Genomic DNA, 19,520 nt, shown 5'->3' with positions numbered 1-19,520 from the left:
CGCGGGCCGGCCGTCCCGGGCTCCTCAGCGGTCCGGATGCCCGCCGGCCGCAGCGGTCGCCGGTGCCTTGCCGGACCGTGCCGTGCCGGACCGTGCCGTCGCCCGGTCCCGCAGGGCCCGCGGCATCCGCCCGTTCCACCAGCGGGCCGCCGGCTCCTCGACCCAGCGCCACAGTGCCCAGGCCGGCACCGTCGCGAGCACGGCCGTGCCCAGCAGCACCCCGAGCGCGCCGTTCCCCGGCGGCATGCGCCCCCACAGGTGCTCGGCGAGGTCGATGACGCTCTGGTGGACCAGGTAGAAGCAGTACGACCAGGTGCCCAGCGCCACCAGCCCGCGGCCGGCCACGAGGGTGGTCCGCCCCGAGACCTCCCGGTGGACGAAGGCCACGACGACGAGCGCCGCCAGCACCGCCATCACCGGACGCGCCAGGTAGTCCGTCTGCGCCACCACCGCGGGTGCCAGCACCTCACGCCCGCGGTAGTAGAGGAAGGTGACGAGGGCGAGCAGGCACACCGGCAGCGCGGGGTGGACGGCGAACCGCCGGCCGCGGCGGATTGCCAGCGCGCAGACCATGCCCAGCGCGAACTCCGGCAGGTACACCAGCGGATGCCGCATCACCCAGCCCTCGGTGTCCGTGCTGAAGGAGACGTGCGCCCACCAGTTGACCGCCCACATCCCGGCCAGGCCGAGCGCCGTGATCCCCGCCAGGACCCGGGTGCGCAGCCGCAGCGCCCCGCGCAGCAGCAGCGGGAAGAGGGCGTAGAAGAACAGCTCCACGCCGAGGGTCCAGGTCACCGGGTTGCCGGGCAGGGCCGGGTCCAGGTGCGGGAACCAGGGCTGGAGGAGGAAGACGGAGGAGAGCAGCCCGGTGGCGTCCCACGGCTGGTGGCCCAGGACGTAGAAGACGCAGACGGCCGGCACCAGTGCGACCAGATGCGCCGGGAGGATCCGCCCCAGGCGTCGCCAGTAGAACGCCCCGACCGGCTGCGAGGGGCGGGCCACCCAGGTCAGCAGGAAGCCGGAGAGGACGAAGAAGAAGGTGACGCCGTGCCCGCCGGCCATCGAGTACGGGAAGAGCGCCGGGGCGCGGCCGAGGCCGGTGTCGCCGCCGGTGCCGGTGAAGTGGTGGGCGAAGACGGCGAGCGCCGCGAAGAACCGCAGCCCGGTCAGCGAGTCGAGCCGGCGGGGCAGCGGCGCCGCGGACGGCTCGCGCTGCACGGTGCGGGTCAGGGACTGCGTGACGGTTGTCAGGGACACGGGAGGCTCCCAGTCGGCTGCCGGGGTCAGCAGCCAGGCTAGGGGCGGCGCCGGGGGCCGGCCTGTCCGCGGCGTGGGATAGGGGAGTGGTCCGTCACACCGGCGGCCCCCTTCCCGGGCGTCCGCGCAGGTCCCCGACGCTCTCCCGGGCGTTCCGCCAGGTGTGTGAGAAGGGCCTCGCCCGGGTGCGCGGGCTGTGGCCGGCCCGACCCGGGCGGAGCAGGAGGGGGGCTCACCGCGAGCGGTGACGGGTCAGGACGCGCAGGACGGTCTCCGGGACGGTGGCGGGATCGAGGGGCAGCACCGCACACGGGCCGCACACCCGCCGCGTCCACCCGGGACCGCTGGCGCCCGGCTCCCACAGTTCCCGTACGTCCTGGTCGCCGCTGCACACCTCGCAGCCGTCGGGCGCCGTACCGTCCCGGCCCGTGGCCACCCGGCTCACGTCCGGTCGAGGTGGACGAGGAGCCAGTCGCAGCCCCGGACGAGCTGCTGCACGTCGGAGTAGGCGGCGCCGGTGCTCCGGGCGATCGGCCGGACATGCAGGGCGGTGAGGCGCTGGAGGTGGATCTCCATGCGGTGCCGGTCGAAGGAGCCGGTGGGCAGGGCGTCGGCGATCTCGCGGGCGGCGTCGAGAAGGACGGCCAGGTGGCCGCGGAGGGTGAGGTGGAGGGTGGCGACGGCGTCGGGCGAGAGGCGACCACGGCGCATGCTGTGCGCGGTCGCGAGGGTGGCGTTGATCGTCTCGACGTCGACGGGCAGGGCACCGGTCCCCGTAGTGGCGTCGGTCGTGTGCAGGTGTGTCACATGAAGCTCCGGACAGTCCATCGCGAGTCCCCCTTACGGGACGTCAGTCGACGTGACCGTAAGGGGAACGTCAGGCGACAGGGGGGACAGGTTGTCCCCTTTGCCCTGGCTGTCGCTACGCGCCGGTCACGCCCACCGCCTCGGCGAGACGCGCCGCCTGAGTCCGGAACGCGCGCGGAGCCTTGCGCCACAACTCGGTGGTGGCCATGCGCGCCGACGGGGTGAACCGGACCGTCTCCGCGCTGATCTCGTGCGCCATGCTCATCACGTGGAGGGCTGCGGTGCGGTCGCCACGGAGGAGGTGCCCGCGGGCGACGTCCACCCACAGCCGGGACCGGCGCTCCCGGGAGGGCATCAGGTCGGGGTCGATGTCGTCGGCGAGCGACAGGGCGGTTCCGGCCTTGCGCAGGTCGGTGGCGACGCTCACGGCGTGGAAGTCCACGTTGGCCCGGCCGAACACCGTGGAGGGGTGGACGTACGTGGCGGGGAGGGACTTGGCGATGTGATCGCCGGCGTCCCAGGCGCGCCAGGCGTCGCCGTCGCGGCCGTCACGGGCGTGTGTCACGGCGGCGTGGAGCTGGAGGGCGCCGTAGATGCCCCGCCAGTCCTCCGGGGCGTCCTCCAGGTGGGGGCGGATGAGGTCGGCGGCCTCGGTGACCACCTGTACCGCCGCCTCCGGGTAGGAGGTCTCCCGCAGGATGTTGGCCATGTTCCACGCGGCGGCGGCGATGGCTGCCGGGTGGTCCGCCTCCTGGGCGGCAGTCAGTGCGCGGTCGGCGACGACCCAGGCCAGTTCGGCGGGGGCGACATAGGCGGTCGCCTGGCCGGTGAGGCGGTAGACGTCGGACAGGGCCACCAGCGCGGCACGGCGCTGGTCGCCGTCCAGCGTCCGGGTGGCGGTCTCGGCGTCCCGGATGAGGTCGGGCAGCAGCTCGGCGACCTCGGTGCGATTGCGCCGCGAGGAGTGCCAGAGGCGCCACGTCTGGTCCACCCTGCCCTGGAGCGCGGCAGGGTCCGGTGCGGTATCGGTGCGGCCGGTTGCCAGGCTGCGGCTCATGACGGCGCTCCACACCGCGGGCATGCCGGGGTGGGGGAGGCGCCCGGTGGGGATCGGCTGAGCCGGGCCGGTGGTGTCTCCGGTGATGGCCGACAGGTCGGAGACCTGAAGAGCCACGGCGAGCCGGAGAAGGAGGGTGTGGGACCGCAGCGGGCGCTCACCGGTCTCGATCTTCTTCAGCCAGTCGGGTCCGCGTCCGCAGAGTCCTGCCAGGACTGGTCGAGTCATCCCGCGGGCATCGCGCAGGAGGCGGATGCGCGCGCCGACGGAGGGGTCTGGGGTGGGTTCGTCAGTGTGGGTCATACCGAACTCCGTTCTGACCTAGACACTCAGAACGGTACCGCCCGCAGCGCCCCCGCAGATACCGCAGAACGGCCCCAACCGCCACTGGGCAGGGGCCGTTGACGTTTGCGGCGGTGGGTGGGACCGCGTCCGGCGGGTGCTCAGTCGCGCCGTGCCTGCGGGTGGTGCAGCAGCCAGCCCTGCCAGGCGGAGGCGACCATGTCGCGGACGTCGTGGCGGGCCTTCCAGCCGAGTTCCGTCAGGGCCCGCTCGGCGGAGGCCACCACGCGGGCCGGGTCACCGGGGCGGCGGTCCGTGACGTCCGCCGCCACCTCGCGGTGGCCGCTGACCTCGCGGATGAGGTCGATCATCTCGCGCACCGAGACGCCCTCACCCGTCCCGATGTTGAGGGTGAGGTGGCGCACCGGGCCGGGCTCGGCCAGCGCGCGGGCCGCGGCCAGGTGCGCCTGGGCGAGGTCGGCGACGTGGATGTAGTCGCGCACGCAGGTGCCGTCGGGGGTGGCGTAGTCGTCGCCGAAGATCCGCGGCGCCTGCCCCTCGGTCAGCTTCTCGAAGACCATCGGCACCAGGTTGAACACCCCGGTGTCCGCCATCTCCGGGGAGGCCGCGCCGGCCACGTTGAAGTAGCGCAGGCAGGCGGTGCTGACGCCGTGGGCCCGGCCCGCCGAGCGGGTGAGCCACTCGCCGGCGAGCTTCGTCTCGCCGTAGGGGCTCATCGGTGCGCACGGCGTGTCCTCGGTGACCAGGTCGACGTCCGGCATGCCGTAGACGGCGGCGGACGAGGAGAAGACCACCTGCCGCACCCCGGCGGCGACGACCGCCTCCCACAGCGTCCGCAGGCCGTCGAGGTTCTCGCGGTAGTAGTGCAGCGGCATCTCCACCGACTCGCCCACCTGCTTCTTCGCCGCGAGGTGCACCACCCGGTCGACCTCGTGCTCGGCCAGTACCCGCTCCAGCAGCTCGCGGTCCAGCGTCGAGCCGGTCACCAGCGGGACGCCCTCCGGGACGCGCTCGCTCACACCTGTGGAGAGGTCGTCGAGGACGACGACGCGTTCACCGGCTTCGACCATGGCGCGTACGACGTGGGCGCCGATGTAGCCGGCGCCGCCCGTGATCAGGAAAGACATCTCGCCATCCTAGGTCGGCCCGCTCACCGCGCACCGGGAACGGACCCGGCGGGGCGCAAGGACCCCTCAGTCCCCGAAGGCGGCCGCCACGGCGACGCCGAGCCGGTCCAGGACGTCACGGGAGAGCTGCACCGACCCGGTGAACGAGAGGAACCCGTGGGTGGCTCCCGGCACCGGGAGGTGCGTGACCGGTACCCCGGCGGCGGCGAGCTGCCGGGCGTAGCGCTCGCCCTGGTCGCGCAGCGGATCGTGTTCGGCGGTGACGACGACGGCCGGAGGCAGCCCCGTCAGGTCGACGGCGCGTGCCGGGGAGACGCGCGGGTCGGCGCCCTCGTCGGGGGTGGCGAGGTAGAGGCCCCAGAACCATTCCAGCCAGGGGCGGGAGAGCAGCGGTCCGGCGATGTTCTCGTACATCGAGGGACTGTCGTCGAACCGGTCGACCGGTGGGTAGGCGAGCACCTGCAGCGTGATCCGCGGGCCGCCGCGCCGCCGGGCCTCCTGCGCGAGGACGGCGGCGAGGTTGCCGCCGGCGCTCTCGCCGTAAACCGCGATCCTCCGCCCGTCGCCGCCGAAGTCGGAGGCGTGGGCCGCGACCCAGGTGAGGGCGGCGTAGGCGTCCTCGATCGCCGCTAGGAAGCGGTGTTCGGGCGCGAGCCGGTAGTCGACGGAGACCACGATCGTGCCGGAGCGGTTGGCCGTGCTGCGGGCTATGTGGTCCTGGCTGTCCAGGTCGCCGAGGACCCACCCGCCGCCGTGGAAGAAGAGCGTCACGGGCAGTGGTCCGGTGCCCGGGGTGCCGGCAGGGGTGTAGATGCGGAGGGGGACCCGCCGGCCGTCGACGGTGGCCACGGTGCTGTGCACGCCGGCGACCGGCTCAGGTGCTCCCGCGAGGGCGGCCAGGCTGCTCGCCGTTGCGCGGTTCTCCGCGACCGTGCGGCTCTCCGGTGCGGGTGCGCCGCCTTCGGCCAACTGGCGGAGCAGGGTGTCGATACGTCGAGGGGCCGGAGCAGCGCCGGCTCACCAGGCCCGGTCGCAGGACCCGTGACCGCATCGTCGAGGCCGCCGCGGAGCTGATGTTCCACCGCGGTGTCGGGGGCACGAGCATCCCGGACATCCAGGCGGCCGCCGGTGTCAGCGCGTCGCAGATCTACCACTACTTCGGCGACAAGCGGGGCCTGGTCCTGGCCGTCGTGGACTTCCAGACCGACGCCAGGCTCGACCAGCAGCGGCCCCTGCTGGACCACCTGGACAGCATCGAGGCGCTGCGGGCCTGGTGCGAGCGGGCGGCCGAGCGGCAGGAGGCCGCGGGGTGTGTGGGCGGCTGCGAGATCGGCTCGCTGGCCGGCGAACTCGCCGAGACCGACCCCACGGCGCGCACCGGGCTCGCCGCCTCCTTCGACCGCTGGGAGGCCCCCATCAGGTCGGGGCTCTCCCGCATGCAGGACCGGGGGGAGCTCAGTGAACGCGCCGACGTCGCCGCGCTGGCCACCGCGCTGCTGGCCGCCATCCAGGGCGGCATGCTGCTCGCGCAGGTCCGCCGGTCGAGCACGGCCTACCGGCATGCCGTCTCGGCGGTGATCGACCACATCGAGAGCTACGTCGTGCGGTAGCCGGCCCGGCCGTGCGGCCTCCGCCCGCCCGGCCCGCGTCCCCGGGTCCGGCCGCCCGTCACCGCCGGCGGGCGAGGGCGCCGCTCACCGCCCGCCGGGCCCGGCGCACCGCGATGCCCGCTGCCCCGGTGGCGCCCCGGGCCACCCGCAGCGACAGGGCTCCGCCCGTGGTGCGGTAGGGGCGGCACAGCAGCAGTCCGCGCCGGGTGACCACCAGGGTGCGGCGCAGGCCCGGGCCCGCCGGGCGCAGCGCCACGCGCACCCGGGAGCCGTCCGCGCAGCGCACCGTGGCCGCCAGGGCCCAGGACTGCGGCCGGCCGCGGGGGGCGGTGGCGGCCAGGGCGGCCAGGTCGAGGCGGACCCGCGCGCTCCAGCCGCCGCCGGGGGCCGGGGAGAGGGCCGCGGTGTGCACCGGCCCCGACCGGTGTGCCGACTGCCGCCGCAGTGCGAGGTCGACGCCGACCGGTCCGGCGCCCGCCAGCCGGCCGTACAGGTCGTGCACGTGCAGCCGCAGCTCCGCCCGGCGACCGAGGACGGGCTCGGCCTCGACCGTGACCGGGAGGCGCGTGACGGGTTTGGTGAGGATGCCGTCCAGCTCGACCCCGGGCAGCTCGGCGGACCACACCGCGCGGCCCGCGGCCTGAGCGTACGGCGGCAGCAGTCGGGCCGGACGGGCGGCGAGTTCGGCCAGTCTTTCCAGGTCGACCGGGGTGTCGCAGGCCAGGACGACGCGGGCGACCCACCGCGCCGGGGCCCGGGCGGCCGCCAGCTCCGCCGCCTCGAAGCCGGCGAGGTGGGCGCGGGTCAGCCGCCACCACTCCCGCCGGTGCCGCTCGTCCCTGGCGGGCAGTTCGACCGCGTACATCCGCAGGTCGTGGTCGAGGAACTTGGTCCGGGCGGCGTGCGCCAACCGGGTGCGTCCCGCCTCGCGCAGGATGTCCACGCAGGCCCGGTGGGCTCTCAGCCGGGCCTGCCAGTTGGTGACCGCGTCGCGGTCCAGGGAGAGGGAGGGGCGCGCCGCGTCCCGCCGCACCTGCCAGACGTACACCGTCTCCGGGACCAGGGCGATGCGCGGGGCCGCCGCCAGGACCCGTGCGGTGAAGACGAAGTCCTCGTACACGTACCGCCCTTCGGGGAAGCGGACGTCGTGCCCGGTCAGGAAGCGGCGGTCGTAGAGCTTGTTGACGCAGAGGGTGTCGCGGACCAGGCGCGGCCGGGCCTCGGGGGAGCGCAGGGTGCGGCGGCGGGTGTAGAGCTCCGGCTGCCAGCGCACCTCCCGCAGGCTGGGCAGCTCCCGCCGCACGCACGCCCCCGCCGCCACCGGGGCCCCGGCCCGCAGTGCCGCGGTGAGCAGCGTGTCGACCGCGCCGGGCGGGAGCACGTCGTCGCTGTCGAGGAACATCACGTACCGGCCGGTGGCGGCCCGCAGGCCCTCGTTGCGCGGGGTGCCGCAGCCGCCGCTGTTGACGGTGCGGTGCAGCACCCGCAGCCGCGGTTCGGTGCGGGCCAGGGCGTCGAGCACCGCGCCGGTGCCGTCGCGGGAGGCGTCGTCGACGGCGACGACCTCCGCCACGGCCGGACCCTGGTGCAGTGCGGAGGCCACCGCCCGGCGGACGTTGCGGACGTCGTCGTAGGCGATGAGGACCACGCTGACCTGTGCGGTGGCGGTGGCCGGGGGCGGGTCGGGGTGGACGTCGGGCGCTGGGGTCAGGCGCGCTGAGCTCACGCCCCAAAAGTACCTTTTGTGGGCTTATCGCTCCATGGGGAGGTCGGGCGCGGATGCCATCGGGCAGGGCCGGGGCCGGGTCGCCCTCGCTTCCCCGACCCGGCCCGCCTCCGCCGCCTGAGCCGCCCTCGTGCGCCCGTGCGTCGTACGGCTGAGCTGACCACCGCCGCGTACGGGCGAATACCCGCCGGTACGGATCGGTTCGCCGGTGCCGGCAGCCCGATCGCCGGAAGATGCGGTCATGCGCGAAACCCTCCTGCCGGACGACACCCCCGACCGCGCCCCCGCGTCCGCCCCCGCCCCGACCGCCTCCCCGGCCCCCACCACCTCCCCGGACGCGTCCGCCACGACGGCCCTCTCGCGCCCCGTGACGCCGCGTCCGCGCAGCCGTCCCCTGCCCTCCGGTCCGCGCCGCCCGCACTCCGGCGCCACCGGGCGGGCCACCCTGACCGTGGCCCTCGTCCCCGCCGCCGTGATGCTCGTCCTGGGGCTGTGGGGGCTGCGGCGCGGCACCATGTGGCGTGACGAGGCCGCCACCTTCCAGGTCGCCCGCCGCACCCTGCCCCAGATCTGGCACACCCTCGGCTCCGTCGACGCCGTCCACGGCCTCTACTACCTGCTGATGCACCCGCTGCTGGCGGTGCGGCCCGACGAGGTGACGCTGCGGCTGCCCTCGGTCGTCGGCGCGGCCACCGCCTGCGCCACCGTGGCGCTCCTCGGCCAGCGGCTGGCCGGACCCCGCACCGGGCTCTGCGCCGGCCTCCTGCTCGCGGCCGCCCCCGTCGCCAGCCACTACGCGCAGGAGGGCCGCTCCTACGCGGTGGTCGCCGCCGGGGCCGCCGCCGCCACGCTGCTGCTGACCGTCGCCGTGGAACGCGGCACCGTCCGCTCCTGGGCGGCCTACGCCGCCGTGACGGCACTGACCTGCCAACTGCACGAACTCGCCGTGCTGTTGCTGTGCGCGCACGCGGTGACCCTGGCGGTGTCCGCCGTCGGGGCGAGGGCGTGGCGCGCCTTCCTGGCCTCGGGCGCCGCCGTCTGCCTGACCCTGGTGCCGCTGTGGTGGGTCTCGCGCGGCCAGAGCGCGCAGCTCGCCTGGCTCCACCCGCCCGGGCCCCGGCAGGCGCTGGAGCTGGTGGTGGGCCTGGTCGGGCCGTCCCGGGCGGTCCTCTTCCTCACCCTCGCCCTGATGGCGGTGGCCCTGTGCCGGCCGCTGCCCCGGCGCACCCGGCTCGGCCTCGTGGCGGTGGCCGCCCCGCTGGCCCTGGTGCCGCCCGTCGTCCTCTACGTCCTCTCCCAGCGGCAGCCCCTCTTCCTGGAGCGCTACCTGCTCTGGACGGTGCTCGGCGTCGCGCTGCTGACGGCCGCCGGCGTCGAACGCCTGCTGCGGGCCGTCCTGGGCCGCCGGTCCGGTGCGCCGGCCCGGCGCCTGGCGCTGGCGACCGTGCTGGCCGGCGCCACGGCGGCCCTCCTGTGGCAGCTGCCCGCCCAGCACCACGAGCGCCGCCCCGGCAGCAGGCCGGACGACCTGGCGGCGGTGGCCCGGCAGGTCGCGGCGGGCAGCCGGCCCGGTGACGGCGTGCTGTTCGTCCCCTCCTACGAGCGGCGTGTGGCGGAGACCTACCCCCGCGCCTTCCGCGGCCTGCGGGACCTGTCGGTGCGCGTCTCGGGGCCCGAGTCCGGCACGCTGTACGGCACCGACACGGCCCTGGCCGTGACCCGTGCCCGGATGGCGGGCGTCCACCGGGTGTGGGTGGTGGCCGACCCGCGGGCCGTGGGGGCGCGCTGGTTCGCCCACAGCCGGCGCGAGCGTCCCAGGTGGGACCTGCTGCACTCGCTCTTCCACCAGTCCGGCGCCGCCGACCGGCGCGCGTCGGTGCGGCTCTTCGTGCGGTGAGCAGGGCCCCTCGCCCGGACCCCGCGCACCGCACCGCGCTACTTCACCGCGCCCGACATGACGCCGGAGACGAACTGCTTCTGGAAGGCGAAGAAGACCGCCAGCGGGATCACCATCGACAGGAACGCGCCCGGCGCCAGCACGTCGATGTTGTTGCTGAACTGCCGGACCTCCTGCTGGAGGGCGATGGTGATCGGCGGGTGGCCGTTGTCCGCGAAGATCAGGGCCACCAGCATGTCGTTCCACACCCACAGGAACTGGAAGATCGCCAGGGAGGCGATCGCCGGGCCGCCCAGCGGCAGCACCACCCGGGTGAACAGCCGCAGCTCGCCCGCGCCGTCCAGCCGGGCCGCCTCCAGCAGCTCCCGGGGTATCTCCGCGAAGAAGCCGCGGAGCAGGAAGATGGCGAACGGCAACCCGAAGGCCGTGTGGAAGAGGACCACCCCGGGCGTGGTGTTGAACAGCCCGACCAGCCCGAAGAGCTTCGCCACCGGCACCAGCGCCACCTGCACCGGGACCACCAGCAGCCCCACCACCACCATGAACCAGCCGTCGCGGCCGGGGAAGTCCAGCCACGCGAAGGCGTAGCCGGCCAGCGCCCCGAACACCACCACCAGCAGCGTCGCCGGCACCGTGATCAACGCCGTGGTGAGCAGCGAGCCCATGATCTTGTCGTTGCCCAGCAGCTCCGCGTACGACTGGGTGGTCAGCTGCGCCGGGTGGGTGAACACCTGCCACCAGCCGCTGTCCGCCACGTCCGCCGGCGAGCGCAGTGAGGAGAGCAGCAGCCCGACGGTGGGCGTCAGCCACAACAGTCCGACCAGGACGAGGAAGACCCGCAGCACACCGCCGCCGGCCCGACCCGCGAGGCGGGCGGCCAGGGACGGCCGAGGCCGTACGACGCCTGTCGTCGCGCTCATCGGCGACGCTCCCTTCGTAGACGCCGGAGGTTGACCCACATCACCGGCACCACCAGCAGCAGCAGGAAGACGGCGATGGCGCTGCCGAGCCCCTGGTCGACGTCGGTGCCGAAGGACGTCTGGTACAGCTGGAGCGCCAGCACGTTGGCGTCGGGCAGGCTCGAACCCGGGGCGATGACGTACACCAGGTCGAAGATCTTCAGGACGTTGATCATCAGCGTGACGAGGACGACGGAGAGCACCGGAGCCAGCAGCGGCACGGTGATCCGCCGGAACACCTGCCACTCGTTCGCCCCGTCCACCCGCGCCGCCTCCAGCAGCTCACGGTCCATCCCCGCGAGCCCCGCCGCGATCAGCACCATCGCGAAGCCCGCCCACATCCACACCCACGAGGCGATGATGGCCGGGGTGACCAGCGTCGGGCCCAGCCACTCGGCGCCGTTGTAGGCGGCTGCGAAGTCCGCGGCGGGCAACCGCAGACGGGCGCCCTCGACCTGGGCCGCGTCCAGTGCATACGTGCCGTCGGCCGCGGTGGTGGTGCTCGCCACCGTCCGGCCGTCGCGGACCGCCTGCACCGTCAGCCCGGCCAGCGCCTTCTCGCCCCGGTCGATGACGCCGGGCCGGCCGCCGCCGCCCCGGGTGAAGTCCAGCCAGGCGGTGCCGGTGACCTTGCCGGGGACGGGCTTCGCCGCCACGGCGGGCCGGGCGTGCGCCACCTGGTCCGGCTGGACGGCGACGAGCGGCAGGTCGGCCGGGTCGTGCGCGCCGGTGCCGGAGGCCGCGCCCAGGGTGGTGCGGCTGGTGTAGGCCCCGCCGCCGGAGGCCCGCAGCTCGCCGCCGGGGCGGGGCCGGGCGCCGGGGAAGGGGGCCGGCTCGGCGAAGGTGTCGTGGACGCCCACCCACACCGCGTTGGCCACGCCCCGGGCCGGGTCCTGTTCGTAGACCAGCCGGAAGATGATGCCGGAGGCGAGCATGGAGATGGCCATCGGCATGAAGACGACCAGCTTGAACGCCGTTCCCCAGCGCACCCGTTCGGTCAGCACGGCGAAGACCAGGCCCAGCGCGGTGGCCACGGTCGGCGCCACCACCACCCAGATCACGTTGTTGCGCAGCGCGGTGCGGATCCGGTCGTCGGTGAACAGCTCGCCGTAGTTGCCCAGCCCCACGAAGCCGTCACCGGAGGCGTCGAAGAGGCTGCGGTAGACCGAGAAGGCGATCGGGTACACCACCAGCGCGCCCAGCAGGACCAGGGCCGGCAGCAGGAACAGCGCCGCCACCCACGGGCGGGTGCCCAGCACCCGCCCGGGCCGCCGGCCGGCCGCCCGCCCGCCGCCACTGGGCGGGGGAGCGGGCACGGTCGCCGGGCGGCCGCCCTCGGGGCCGGGCGGGCCCCCGGCCGTCACCACCTTCATCGCGACCCTCCCCGTGCCTGTGCCGGCCGCCCGCCGTCCGCGCTCAGTTGCCCCACGCCTTGGCGGCGTCCCGCTCCAGGGCCTTCTGGGCGCCCGCCACGTCCTTCGGGTCCTTCAGGAAGTCCTGGAGGTCCTTCCACTCGCCCTGGCCGGGCTTGCCGCCGAAGGAGGCCGGCGCCTGGTCGGACATGTCGAAGCGGAAGTCGTCGCCCGCCGCGATGAGCGCCTTCGCGATGTCGCGCATCGTGGTGTTGGCGTAGGCACCGGACTTGACGGCCTTGTTGGGGGAGACGAAGCCGCCCGCGCCCGCCCAGATGCTCGCCGCGTCGGGGGAGGCGAGGAAGGTCAGCAGGGCCTGCGAGGCCTTGCTGTCCTTGAGGGCGACCGCCACGTCGCCACCGGTCACCACGGGCGAGCTGTCGCCGACCGCGGGGAACGGGAAGATCTTCGCGTCGGTGCCGATCTTCGCCTTGGTCTGCGTGACGTTGGCGGCGGCGTAGTCGGCGGAGGAGACCATCGCGGCCTTGGCGGCGTCACCGCCGCTGAAGACCTGCGTCACCGACTCGGGGAAGGAGGTCTGCAGCGCGCCCTCGTTGCCGCCGGCCAGCAGCGCCTTGTCGCCCCACAACTGGGCGAGGGTGGTCAGAGCCTGCTTGACGCTGGGGTCGGTCCAGGGGATCTGGTGGTGGGCGAGCCGGTCGTACTTCTGGGGGCCCGCCTGCGAGAGGTAGACGTTCTCGAACCAGTCCGTCAGCGTCCACCCGTCGCCGCCGCCCACCGAGACCGGGGTGACGCCCGAGTCGGATATGGTCCGGGCCGCCTTCAGGAAGTCCGACCAGGTCTTCGGCGGCTGCACCCCCGCGTTGTCGAGCGCCGCGGTGTTGTACCAGACCAGCGACTTGTTGCTCGCCTTGAAGTAGACGCCGTAGTCGGTGCCCTGCCAGGCGCCGAGGTCCTGCCAGCCCTTGGAGTAGTTCTTCGCCAGTTCCGCCTTGGCAGCGGACCCCAGCGGCTTGAGCCACTTCTTCTTCGCGAACTCCTGGAGCACGCCGACCTGCTGGAGCATCGCCACGTCGGGCGGGCCGCCGCCGGCGATCTTCGTACCGACGAAGCCGGCCATGTCGTCGCCGCTGGGCACGAAGTCGACCTGGGCGCCGGTGCGCTTCTCGAACTCCCCGAGCACCTTCAGGAAGCTGGCCTTCTCCGGCCCGGTCCACACCGCGGTCACCTGGAGCTTCTGCCCGTCCAGCTTCGGCAGCCGCACCGTGGTGGGCACGGCCGCCGCGCCCCCGTCGTCCTTCTTGCCGGAGCCGCCACCGCCCCCGCAAGCCGTCAGCACCAGTGCGCCCGTCACCGCGAGCGCCAGTGTGATCCCTCTGGCCGTGCGCGCTGTCCGCATCCCCGTCGCCTCCCCGTCAGTTCCGCACCCGACTGTGCGACAGGTCTACGCCGTGACGCAGGTCACCGCAATAGCGTCCGGGGGCGGCCGCAGGGTTTTGTGATCACGCTGTTACCGGCCCGGCGCGCAGCTCAATCCGCGCGCGGGCCAGCACAGTTGGCTCACCGTGGTGATCAGCGGGCCGCCCGCGAGACGGCGCTCGCCAGCAGCGCCAGGTCCGTCGGCCCGTTGCCGAGCTCCCGCAGCGGGCGCCGCGCCGGCGGGTCGCCCATGCGCTGCCACTCCAGCGGGACGACGGTGGGCCGCAGCGTCGCGGTGCGCGGGATGCGGCCCGTCACCCGGCCCGCCTGGAACGGCACCGCGGCCTCAGCCGCCTCGCCGCCCCGGCGGCGCAGCACACCCCGGCCGGGCGGCAGCGCCCCGGCGCGTCCGGCACCGGCGGGCTCCTGACCGACCTCGTCCCCCTCGCTGACGCCCAGCGCGACCTCCCAGGCCGCCGTCGTGGCGGTCACGGTGTGCGCGGTCCGCTCCGGGTGCCCGGTGGCGGCCACCAGGTGCACGCCCAGCATCGCTCCGTCCCGGGCCACCGCCTCCAGGGCCCGCACCACCGACCCGGCCGAGGGCCGGCCGGTACTGCCCAGCGCCGGCGCCACCAGCGCGTCGAAGTCGTCGACCAGCACGAACAGCCTTGGCAGGGCGGCCGGATCGGGCCTCTCGCCGCCCTCGGGCGGCGTGCCGCCACCGCCGGCCGGCATCCGCAGGGCGCCGGCGCGTGCCGCCGCCCTCGCCGCCTCGTCGGCGGGCTTGCGCGGCGCCACGACCCGGCCGACGGGCGAGGGCACCGCACCGGAGAACGGGACGCCGGCCAGCACCTCCGCCCGGCGCCGCAGCTCGGCGGTGAGCGCCTGCGCGAACTCCCGCATGAGGACCGGGTCGGACGCCGTCATCCGGGCCACCACGTGCGGCAGTTCCTCACACGGCTCAAGGCCCTCGCCTCGCTCCCGGCCGTGTCCGTCGACCAGCACGATGCCCAGGCGCTCGGGATGGTCGGCGGCGGCGAGCGAGGCGGCGAGCGAGCGCAGCAGCTCCGTCTTGCCCGTCGAGGTACCGCCGGTGACCAGCACCGGAGCGCCGTCCACCACCGGCTCCAGGCCGAGCGGCCCGTAGGGGCCGGCGCCCAGCACCAGTGCGCCCGTCCCCGCCGGCTCGTCCGCGGCCGCCGCCCACCGGGCCGTCAGCGAGGCGGGCGTCGCCCTGGCCAGGCCCAGCTCCTCCAGCAGGCGCACCGACTCCGGCAGCCGGGCGCGAGGGGTGCGCGGCCCGCCCGGAGCGGTCCCCTCCCGCGACCGCAGCGGCGCCATGGCCCGGCCGAACCGGTCGGCCCAGGCGGCGGAGACCGCGTCGACGGTCGCGAACGTGCCCTCCGGGGAGCCGTCCGCCGCCACCACGCGGACCGCCGTCGCCACGTCCCCGCTGAGCACCGCCACCGCGCCGCACGAGCCGAACGGCAGGCTCGCCGTCCGCGCCGCCTCCAAGGTGGCGGCCAGCGGGAACGCCGCCGAGGCGGCGGGCGTCTCGGCCAGGCACAGCACGTGCACGCCGGCGCCGGAACCGCCGAAGGCGAGCTGGGCGAGGGTCTGGCGCAGCGCCGCCGTGCCCGGGTCGCCGTCCACCACCACCACGGTCCGCGGCCCCCGGTGCCGGGCGGCGGCAGCGGCCACCGCCGCGCGGTCGGCGCCCGCCCAGCCCGGCCCCAGCGGGCCGTCCGCCAGCCGGCGCTCCAACTCGGCGGCACGGGCCGCCGCCTGCTCCCGGTCCAGGGCCAGCAGCAGCCGGCAGTCCTGCCCGCGTTCGGGACGGGTGTGGGGCAGCCAGCCCAGCCAGGACCAGTCCGCCACCCGCTCCTCACCGCCGCGCGCCCGGTCGGTGGCGACCAGCACCACCTCCAGGTCGGTGGGGGAGTGCAGAGCGGCCAGCTGCGCCAGCACCGAACGCGCTGTGGCCGTCAGCCGTTCCCGCGGCCCGGCCACCCCCAGCGAGCCCGAGTGGCGCAGGTCCACGGTGACCGGCACCGCCTGCGCCGCCACCGTGCCCGGGTGGGCCGCCGGCGGACCGGCGGTACCGAGCCGCACCACCAGGGCGTCCGGATGGCCGGGCCCGCGCTCCCACAGCCGCGGGCCCGGGCCCAGCGCGGTCAGCAGCACGGTGGCCGCGTCCGGCCACCGCGTGAGGTCCACGGGCGCCGCCGTGGGGAGGCCGGCCGCGGTGGGACCGCCCGGCTCCCCCGGCGCCCCGGCGGCGTCCGCGGCGGGCCGGCCGCCGGTGAAGCGCCGCGCCCACGCCCCTATGCCGCCGCGGCGGTAGGAGCGTGCGGCGGGCTCGGGCGGTGCCAGCCGCCGGCCGCCGCCGTGCGTGGCCTGTGACGGCACCCGCGCCCCGGGCACGTCGGCGGCGGGCCCCGGTGCCAGGTCCTCGGGCACGGGCGTGCCGCGCAGCGGGGTGCCGCGGCGACCCGTCGCGGCGGGGTCGGCGCCACCGGCCGCCCACCGGTCCCCGCCCCCGGCCGCGTCCCGGCCGTCGTGGCCGGCGGGGTGCGCAGCGGGAGCGTCCGCGGCGGGCGGTGCGGCGGGGGCGCCGGCGGCGAGCGCCGCCGGGGGGTGCGGCACGAGGCTGTCGGCGCGGGCCCCGGCGGACCGGCCGGGCGGCGCGAAGCCCGAGCCGAGTACGTGGACCGTCGGGCCGTCGGGACCGTCACCGGCCGCCATACCGCCGCCACCGGACGAGGCGCCCGCCACCCGCAGGAAGCCCTCGCCGTCCGGCGTGACCCGGCCGGGCCCGTCGGCAGCCGCCCGCGCCCCGGCGATCGTCTCCGGCAGGGTGAGGGCCGGCTCCGCGTCGAGCAGGGAGACCGTCAGCACCGACTCCCCGACCCGCAGCAGCGAAGCCGGGGCCACCGGCACCGGCTCCTCGCCCACCGGGACGCCGTCGACCGAGGTGCCGTTGGTGGAACCGAGGTCGCAGACGGAGACGAGGGGGGCCGCCTCGGGGGCGCCGCCCGCCGGGGCGGGACCCACCGTGACCGCGCAGTGCAGCCGGGAGACGTCCGGGTCGTCGAGGGGGACGTCCGCGTCAACCGAGCGCCCCACCGTCACCCGGCCACCGTGGAGCAGGTGCACGCCCCCGGCGTCCGGCCCGGCCACCACCCGCAGCAGCGCGAGCCCGCGCGGGCCGGCGGGGAGCCCGTGCGCGGGCGCGGGGCCGGGGCTGTGCAGGGAGAGCACCGCGCCGTCCAGCAGCGGCGGCTCACCCAGCGAGCAGCGCTGCGGGTCCAGCCGCTCGGTACCGGCGTACACCGGCACGGCACCGGTGGTGCCCGCGTTCCTGGTGTCCGGCCCGGACCCGGCGAGAGCCGCCACGAGGCCGCCGGTGACCGCGGCGAGCGCGGTCCCGGCCGGGGCGGTCACGAGGACGTCGCGGGCGCGCACGCACTGGTCGCCGCGCGGCCCGAGGACGGTCAGGCGGATCTGCATCGCCGTCAACGGTCCCTTCTGCCTAGGGTGACCGCCGGACACCGGGCCATCCGCCCGCCCCGCCCCCGCCGGCCTCGTACACCTCGTACCCGACGCGCGACGGGTCGGGCCACCGCGTCCGCCGCCGGGACGGCCCTCACCGCCCGTGCCGCGGGACGCCGCCGCCCCTCGCCGTCCGCCCGCACACCCGGCTCCCCCGAGGGGCGCACCCCCGCCGCCGGCGGCCCCGGGCCGCGTCGCGGCGGCGGCGATCCGGCCCCACCCTGCGTGCTGGAGGCATCTTCGCACCCTGCGGGGACGTCACGTCTGCTGCCCGCCACTTCGTGATCTTCGACCGCCGGGCAAGAGGGCAAATATGCCAGCTTCACCGTCGGACACAGCCGGTTTTCGGTCATCCGCCGAGCGCGACGATCCCCGTCCCGGCAGCCCGGGACGGCTATGAGTCGCACCACACCGCCGCGCGGCGGGGGCGGGGGCGGGAACCGGCCGAGGGGGGCCGCACGTCCTTTACCGGAAGGGCCCGGCGTCCCGCGGACCACCCGGCCGGCGACCCGGACGGGCGCGGCGCACGGACTCCACCAGGCCCCGCCGCGGCCCCCGCGGACCTCGCCGGCCCCCGGGGACGCCGCATTACAGTGGGGCCGGACGGGCCGGCCCCAGGGTCGGCCCCGGACACCACCCCCCACGACAGGGAGCGCATGACGTGCGGCCGGTAGGCAGCAAGTACCTGCTTGAGGAGCCTCTGGGACGCGGCGCCACGGGCACCGTCTGGCGTGCCCGGCAGAGGGAGACGGCGGGTGCCGAGGCGTCCGTGCCCGGCCAGCCGGGCGAGTTGGTCGCCATCAAGGTGCTCAAGGAGGAACTCGCCAACGACGCGGACATCGTCATGCGCTTCCTGCGGGAGCGCTCGGTCCTGCTGCGCCTGACCCACCCCAACATCGTGCGCACCCGCGACCTCGTCGTCGAGGGCGACCTGCTGGCCCTGGTCATGGACCTCGTCGACGGCCCCGACCTGCACCGCTACCTGCGCGAGAACGGCCCGTTCAGCCCGTTCGGCGCCGCCCTGCTCACCGCGCAGATCGCCGACGCGCTGGCCGCCAGCCACGCCGACGGCGTCGTCCACCGCGACCTCAAGCCCGCCAACGTGCTGCTGGCCGGTGCCGACGGCGAGAGCGCGATGCACCCGATGCTCACCGACTTCGGCATCGCGCGCCTGGCCGACTCACCCGGCCTGACCCGCACCCACGAGTTCGTCGGCACCCCCGCCTACGTCGCCCCCGAGTCCGCGGAGGGCCGCCCCCAGACCTCCGCCGTCGACATCTACGGCGCCGGCATCCTGCTGTACGAACTGGTCACCGGACGCCCGCCGTTCGCCGGCGCCACCGCGCTGGAGGTGCTCCACCGCCACCTCGCCGAGGAACCCCGCCGCCCGGCGGACCTGCCCGAGCCGCTGTGGACCGTCATCGAGCGCTGCCTGCGCAAGGACCCCGACCAGCGCCCCAGCGCCGAGAACCTCGCCCGGGCGCTGCGGACCGTGGCGGCCGGCCTGCGCGCCGACACCGCCTCCGCCGAGGGGCGCGCCGCCCTGGGCGTCGCCGCACTGCTGGGCCCGGACCCGCGCCCCGCGCCCGTCCCCGGGACCGGAGCGGAGGGCGGCGGAGCGCCCGGCTCCGGCGACGCCGACCCCACCCAGGTCCTGGCCGCGGGGGCCGCGGGGGCCGCCGGAGCCGCCGCGGGCGCCTGGGCCCACGACCCCGAGGCCCACACCAGCGTCATGCCCACCGGCCCCGGGCCGGGCGGGACGCCGGGCGACGGCCGCACCCAGGTCATGCCGCCCGTGCCGCCGGGACCGCCCGGGAGCGGCCAGGGGCAGGACGGCCCGCACCCCTGGGAGAGCCAGCTCCGCGCCGCCCGCGACCGCAACGACCAGACCCAGGTGCAGTACCTCTCGCCCGAGGACGACCCGCTGCGCCACCGGCCGCAGCGCCGTCCCGCCCCGCCCCAGCCCTACCAGGAGCCCGGCGGGTACACCCAGCCCGCAGCCGCTCAGGCCCCGCCGCAGGCTCCGGCCCGGCAGGCCCCGCCCCGGCGGGCCGAGCCGCAGCGCCCGCCGGCCGCCGAGCCGCGCCGCCGGCAGGCCCCGCCGCGGGAGCCCGCGCCGCCGAGGGAGCCCGCCCCGCCGCGGGAGCGGCGGCGCAGCGCCAACCCGATGCGCATCCCGGGCCTCGGCTGCCTCAAGGGCTGCCTCTTCGTGATCGTGCTGCTGGTCGTCGGCTGCTGGGCGGTCTGGGAGTTCACGCCCCTGCAGAGCTGGATCGCCGACGGGCGCAGCTTCTGGCAGGAGGTCACCCACTGGTTCGACGTCGCCAGCGGCTGGGTCTCCGACCTCTCGGCGTAGGCAGTGTCCTCACAGTCCCGCTTGTCCGGCGGCGCCCAGCGCGCGCCCTCGCAGTCGCTCCCGGCGGCCCGCCCGCA

At 76.1% G+C, this 19,520-nt stretch carries 13 protein-coding genes; 3 read left to right on the top strand and 10 right to left on the bottom strand.

From position 1 onward, the window contains the following. Window positions 1–24: 24 nt before the first annotated feature. The 5 genes from ACFV3R_RS04600 to ACFV3R_RS04580 all read right to left on the bottom strand — a co-directional run bounded on the left by ACFV3R_RS04600 (window position 25) and on the right by ACFV3R_RS04580 (window position 5,520). Entirely contained in the window at window positions 25–1,257 is a 1,233-nt protein-coding gene (locus ACFV3R_RS04600) for an acyltransferase family protein (protein ID WP_385575393.1), read from the bottom strand. Between the two features lie 441 nt (window positions 1,258–1,698). Next, window positions 1,699–2,064 (bottom strand): DUF6415 family natural product biosynthesis protein, encoded by a 366-nt coding sequence (locus ACFV3R_RS04595; protein ID WP_385575390.1) that lies wholly within the window; start codon window positions 2,062–2,064, stop codon window positions 1,699–1,701. Window positions 2,065–2,179: 115 nt separating this feature from the next. Next, the gene (locus ACFV3R_RS04590) at window positions 2,180–3,424 is read right to left on the bottom strand and encodes a helix-turn-helix domain-containing protein (protein ID WP_385575387.1); all 1,245 of its coding nucleotides are present in this window, start codon (window positions 3,422–3,424) and stop codon (window positions 2,180–2,182) included. A gap of 140 nt (window positions 3,425–3,564) precedes the next feature. Beyond that, window positions 3,565–4,551 carry a UDP-glucose 4-epimerase GalE gene (galE, locus tag ACFV3R_RS04585; protein WP_385575384.1) on the bottom strand — a complete coding sequence of 329 codons (987 nt, stop codon included), beginning with the start codon at window positions 4,549–4,551 and terminating at the stop codon, window positions 3,565–3,567. A 66-nt stretch (window positions 4,552–4,617) separates the two neighbouring features. Then, complete coding sequence (locus ACFV3R_RS04580) at window positions 4,618–5,520, bottom strand: alpha/beta hydrolase (protein ID WP_385575381.1); 903 nt, start codon at window positions 5,518–5,520, stop codon at window positions 4,618–4,620. On the opposite strand from ACFV3R_RS04580, the gene ACFV3R_RS04575 reads away from it, so the two are divergent. Next, window positions 5,502–6,161, top strand: coding sequence for a TetR/AcrR family transcriptional regulator (locus ACFV3R_RS04575; protein ID WP_385575378.1), 660 nt, complete (start codon window positions 5,502–5,504; stop codon window positions 6,159–6,161). The genes ACFV3R_RS04580 and ACFV3R_RS04575 overlap by 19 nt on opposite strands. Before the next feature lie 58 nt (window positions 6,162–6,219). Here ACFV3R_RS04575 and ACFV3R_RS04570 read toward each other — a convergent pair whose 3' ends face one another. After that, window positions 6,220–7,887, bottom strand: a complete 1,668-nt coding sequence (locus ACFV3R_RS04570; RefSeq protein WP_385575375.1) for a glycosyltransferase family 2 protein — start codon at window positions 7,885–7,887, stop codon at window positions 6,220–6,222. Between the two features lie 241 nt (window positions 7,888–8,128). On the opposite strand from ACFV3R_RS04570, the gene ACFV3R_RS04565 reads away from it, so the two are divergent. Beyond that, window positions 8,129–9,784 carry a glycosyltransferase family 39 protein gene (locus ACFV3R_RS04565; RefSeq protein ID WP_385575372.1) on the top strand — a complete coding sequence of 552 codons (1,656 nt, stop codon included), beginning with the start codon at window positions 8,129–8,131 and terminating at the stop codon, window positions 9,782–9,784. Window positions 9,785–9,822: 38 nt separating this feature from the next. Here the strand turns inward: ACFV3R_RS04565 and ACFV3R_RS04560 are convergent, their stop codons facing one another. The 4 genes from ACFV3R_RS04560 to ACFV3R_RS04545 all read right to left on the bottom strand — a co-directional run bounded on the left by ACFV3R_RS04560 (window position 9,823) and on the right by ACFV3R_RS04545 (window position 17,045). Further along, entirely contained in the window at window positions 9,823–10,704 is an 882-nt protein-coding gene (locus ACFV3R_RS04560; RefSeq protein ID WP_385575369.1) for a carbohydrate ABC transporter permease, read from the bottom strand. Continuing rightward, complete coding sequence (locus tag ACFV3R_RS04555) at window positions 10,701–12,116, bottom strand: carbohydrate ABC transporter permease (RefSeq protein WP_385575367.1); 1,416 nt, start codon at window positions 12,114–12,116, stop codon at window positions 10,701–10,703. Before ACFV3R_RS04555 ends, ACFV3R_RS04560 begins: the two co-directional genes overlap by 4 nt. Window positions 12,117–12,159: 43 nt before the next feature. Further along, on the bottom strand, window positions 12,160–13,515 hold the full coding sequence (locus tag ACFV3R_RS04550) for an ABC transporter substrate-binding protein (protein WP_385575364.1): 1,356 nt from the start codon (window positions 13,513–13,515) through the stop codon (window positions 12,160–12,162). 173 nt (window positions 13,516–13,688) lie between these two features. Continuing rightward, window positions 13,689–17,045 carry an FtsK/SpoIIIE domain-containing protein gene (locus ACFV3R_RS04545; RefSeq protein WP_385575360.1) on the bottom strand — a complete coding sequence of 1,119 codons (3,357 nt, stop codon included), beginning with the start codon at window positions 17,043–17,045 and terminating at the stop codon, window positions 13,689–13,691. Window positions 17,046–17,748: 703 nt separating this feature from the next. On the opposite strand from ACFV3R_RS04545, the gene ACFV3R_RS04540 reads away from it, so the two are divergent. Beyond that, entirely contained in the window at window positions 17,749–19,443 is a 1,695-nt protein-coding gene (locus ACFV3R_RS04540; protein WP_385575357.1) for a serine/threonine-protein kinase, read from the top strand. Window positions 19,444–19,520: the final 77 nt, after the last annotated feature.

The sequence above is a fragment of the Streptomyces sp. NPDC059740 genome (assembly GCF_042733155.1).
Lineage (GTDB): Bacteria > Actinomycetota > Actinomycetes > Streptomycetales > Streptomycetaceae > Streptomyces.
Note: the sequence above shows the minus strand (reverse complement) of the source record. Positions and strands in the feature narration are given on the sequence as shown.

Coding starts and splice junctions, on each gene's coding strand:
- galE (WP_385575384.1), bottom strand. CDS start 4,551: ATGTCTTTCCTGATCACGGGCGGCGCCGGCTACATCGGCGCCCACGTC.
- ACFV3R_RS04545 (WP_385575360.1), bottom strand. CDS start 17,045: ATGCAGATCCGCCTGACCGTCCTCGGGCCGCGCGGCGACCAGTGCGTG.
- ACFV3R_RS04590 (WP_385575387.1), bottom strand. CDS start 3,424: ATGACCCACACTGACGAACCCACCCCAGACCCCTCCGTCGGCGCGCGC.
- ACFV3R_RS04550 (WP_385575364.1), bottom strand. CDS start 13,515: ATGCGGACAGCGCGCACGGCCAGAGGGATCACACTGGCGCTCGCGGTG.
- ACFV3R_RS04565 (WP_385575372.1), top strand. CDS start 8,129: ATGCGCGAAACCCTCCTGCCGGACGACACCCCCGACCGCGCCCCCGCG.
- ACFV3R_RS04560 (WP_385575369.1), bottom strand. CDS start 10,704: ATGAGCGCGACGACAGGCGTCGTACGGCCTCGGCCGTCCCTGGCCGCC.
- ACFV3R_RS04555 (WP_385575367.1), bottom strand. CDS start 12,116: ATGAAGGTGGTGACGGCCGGGGGCCCGCCCGGCCCCGAGGGCGGCCGC.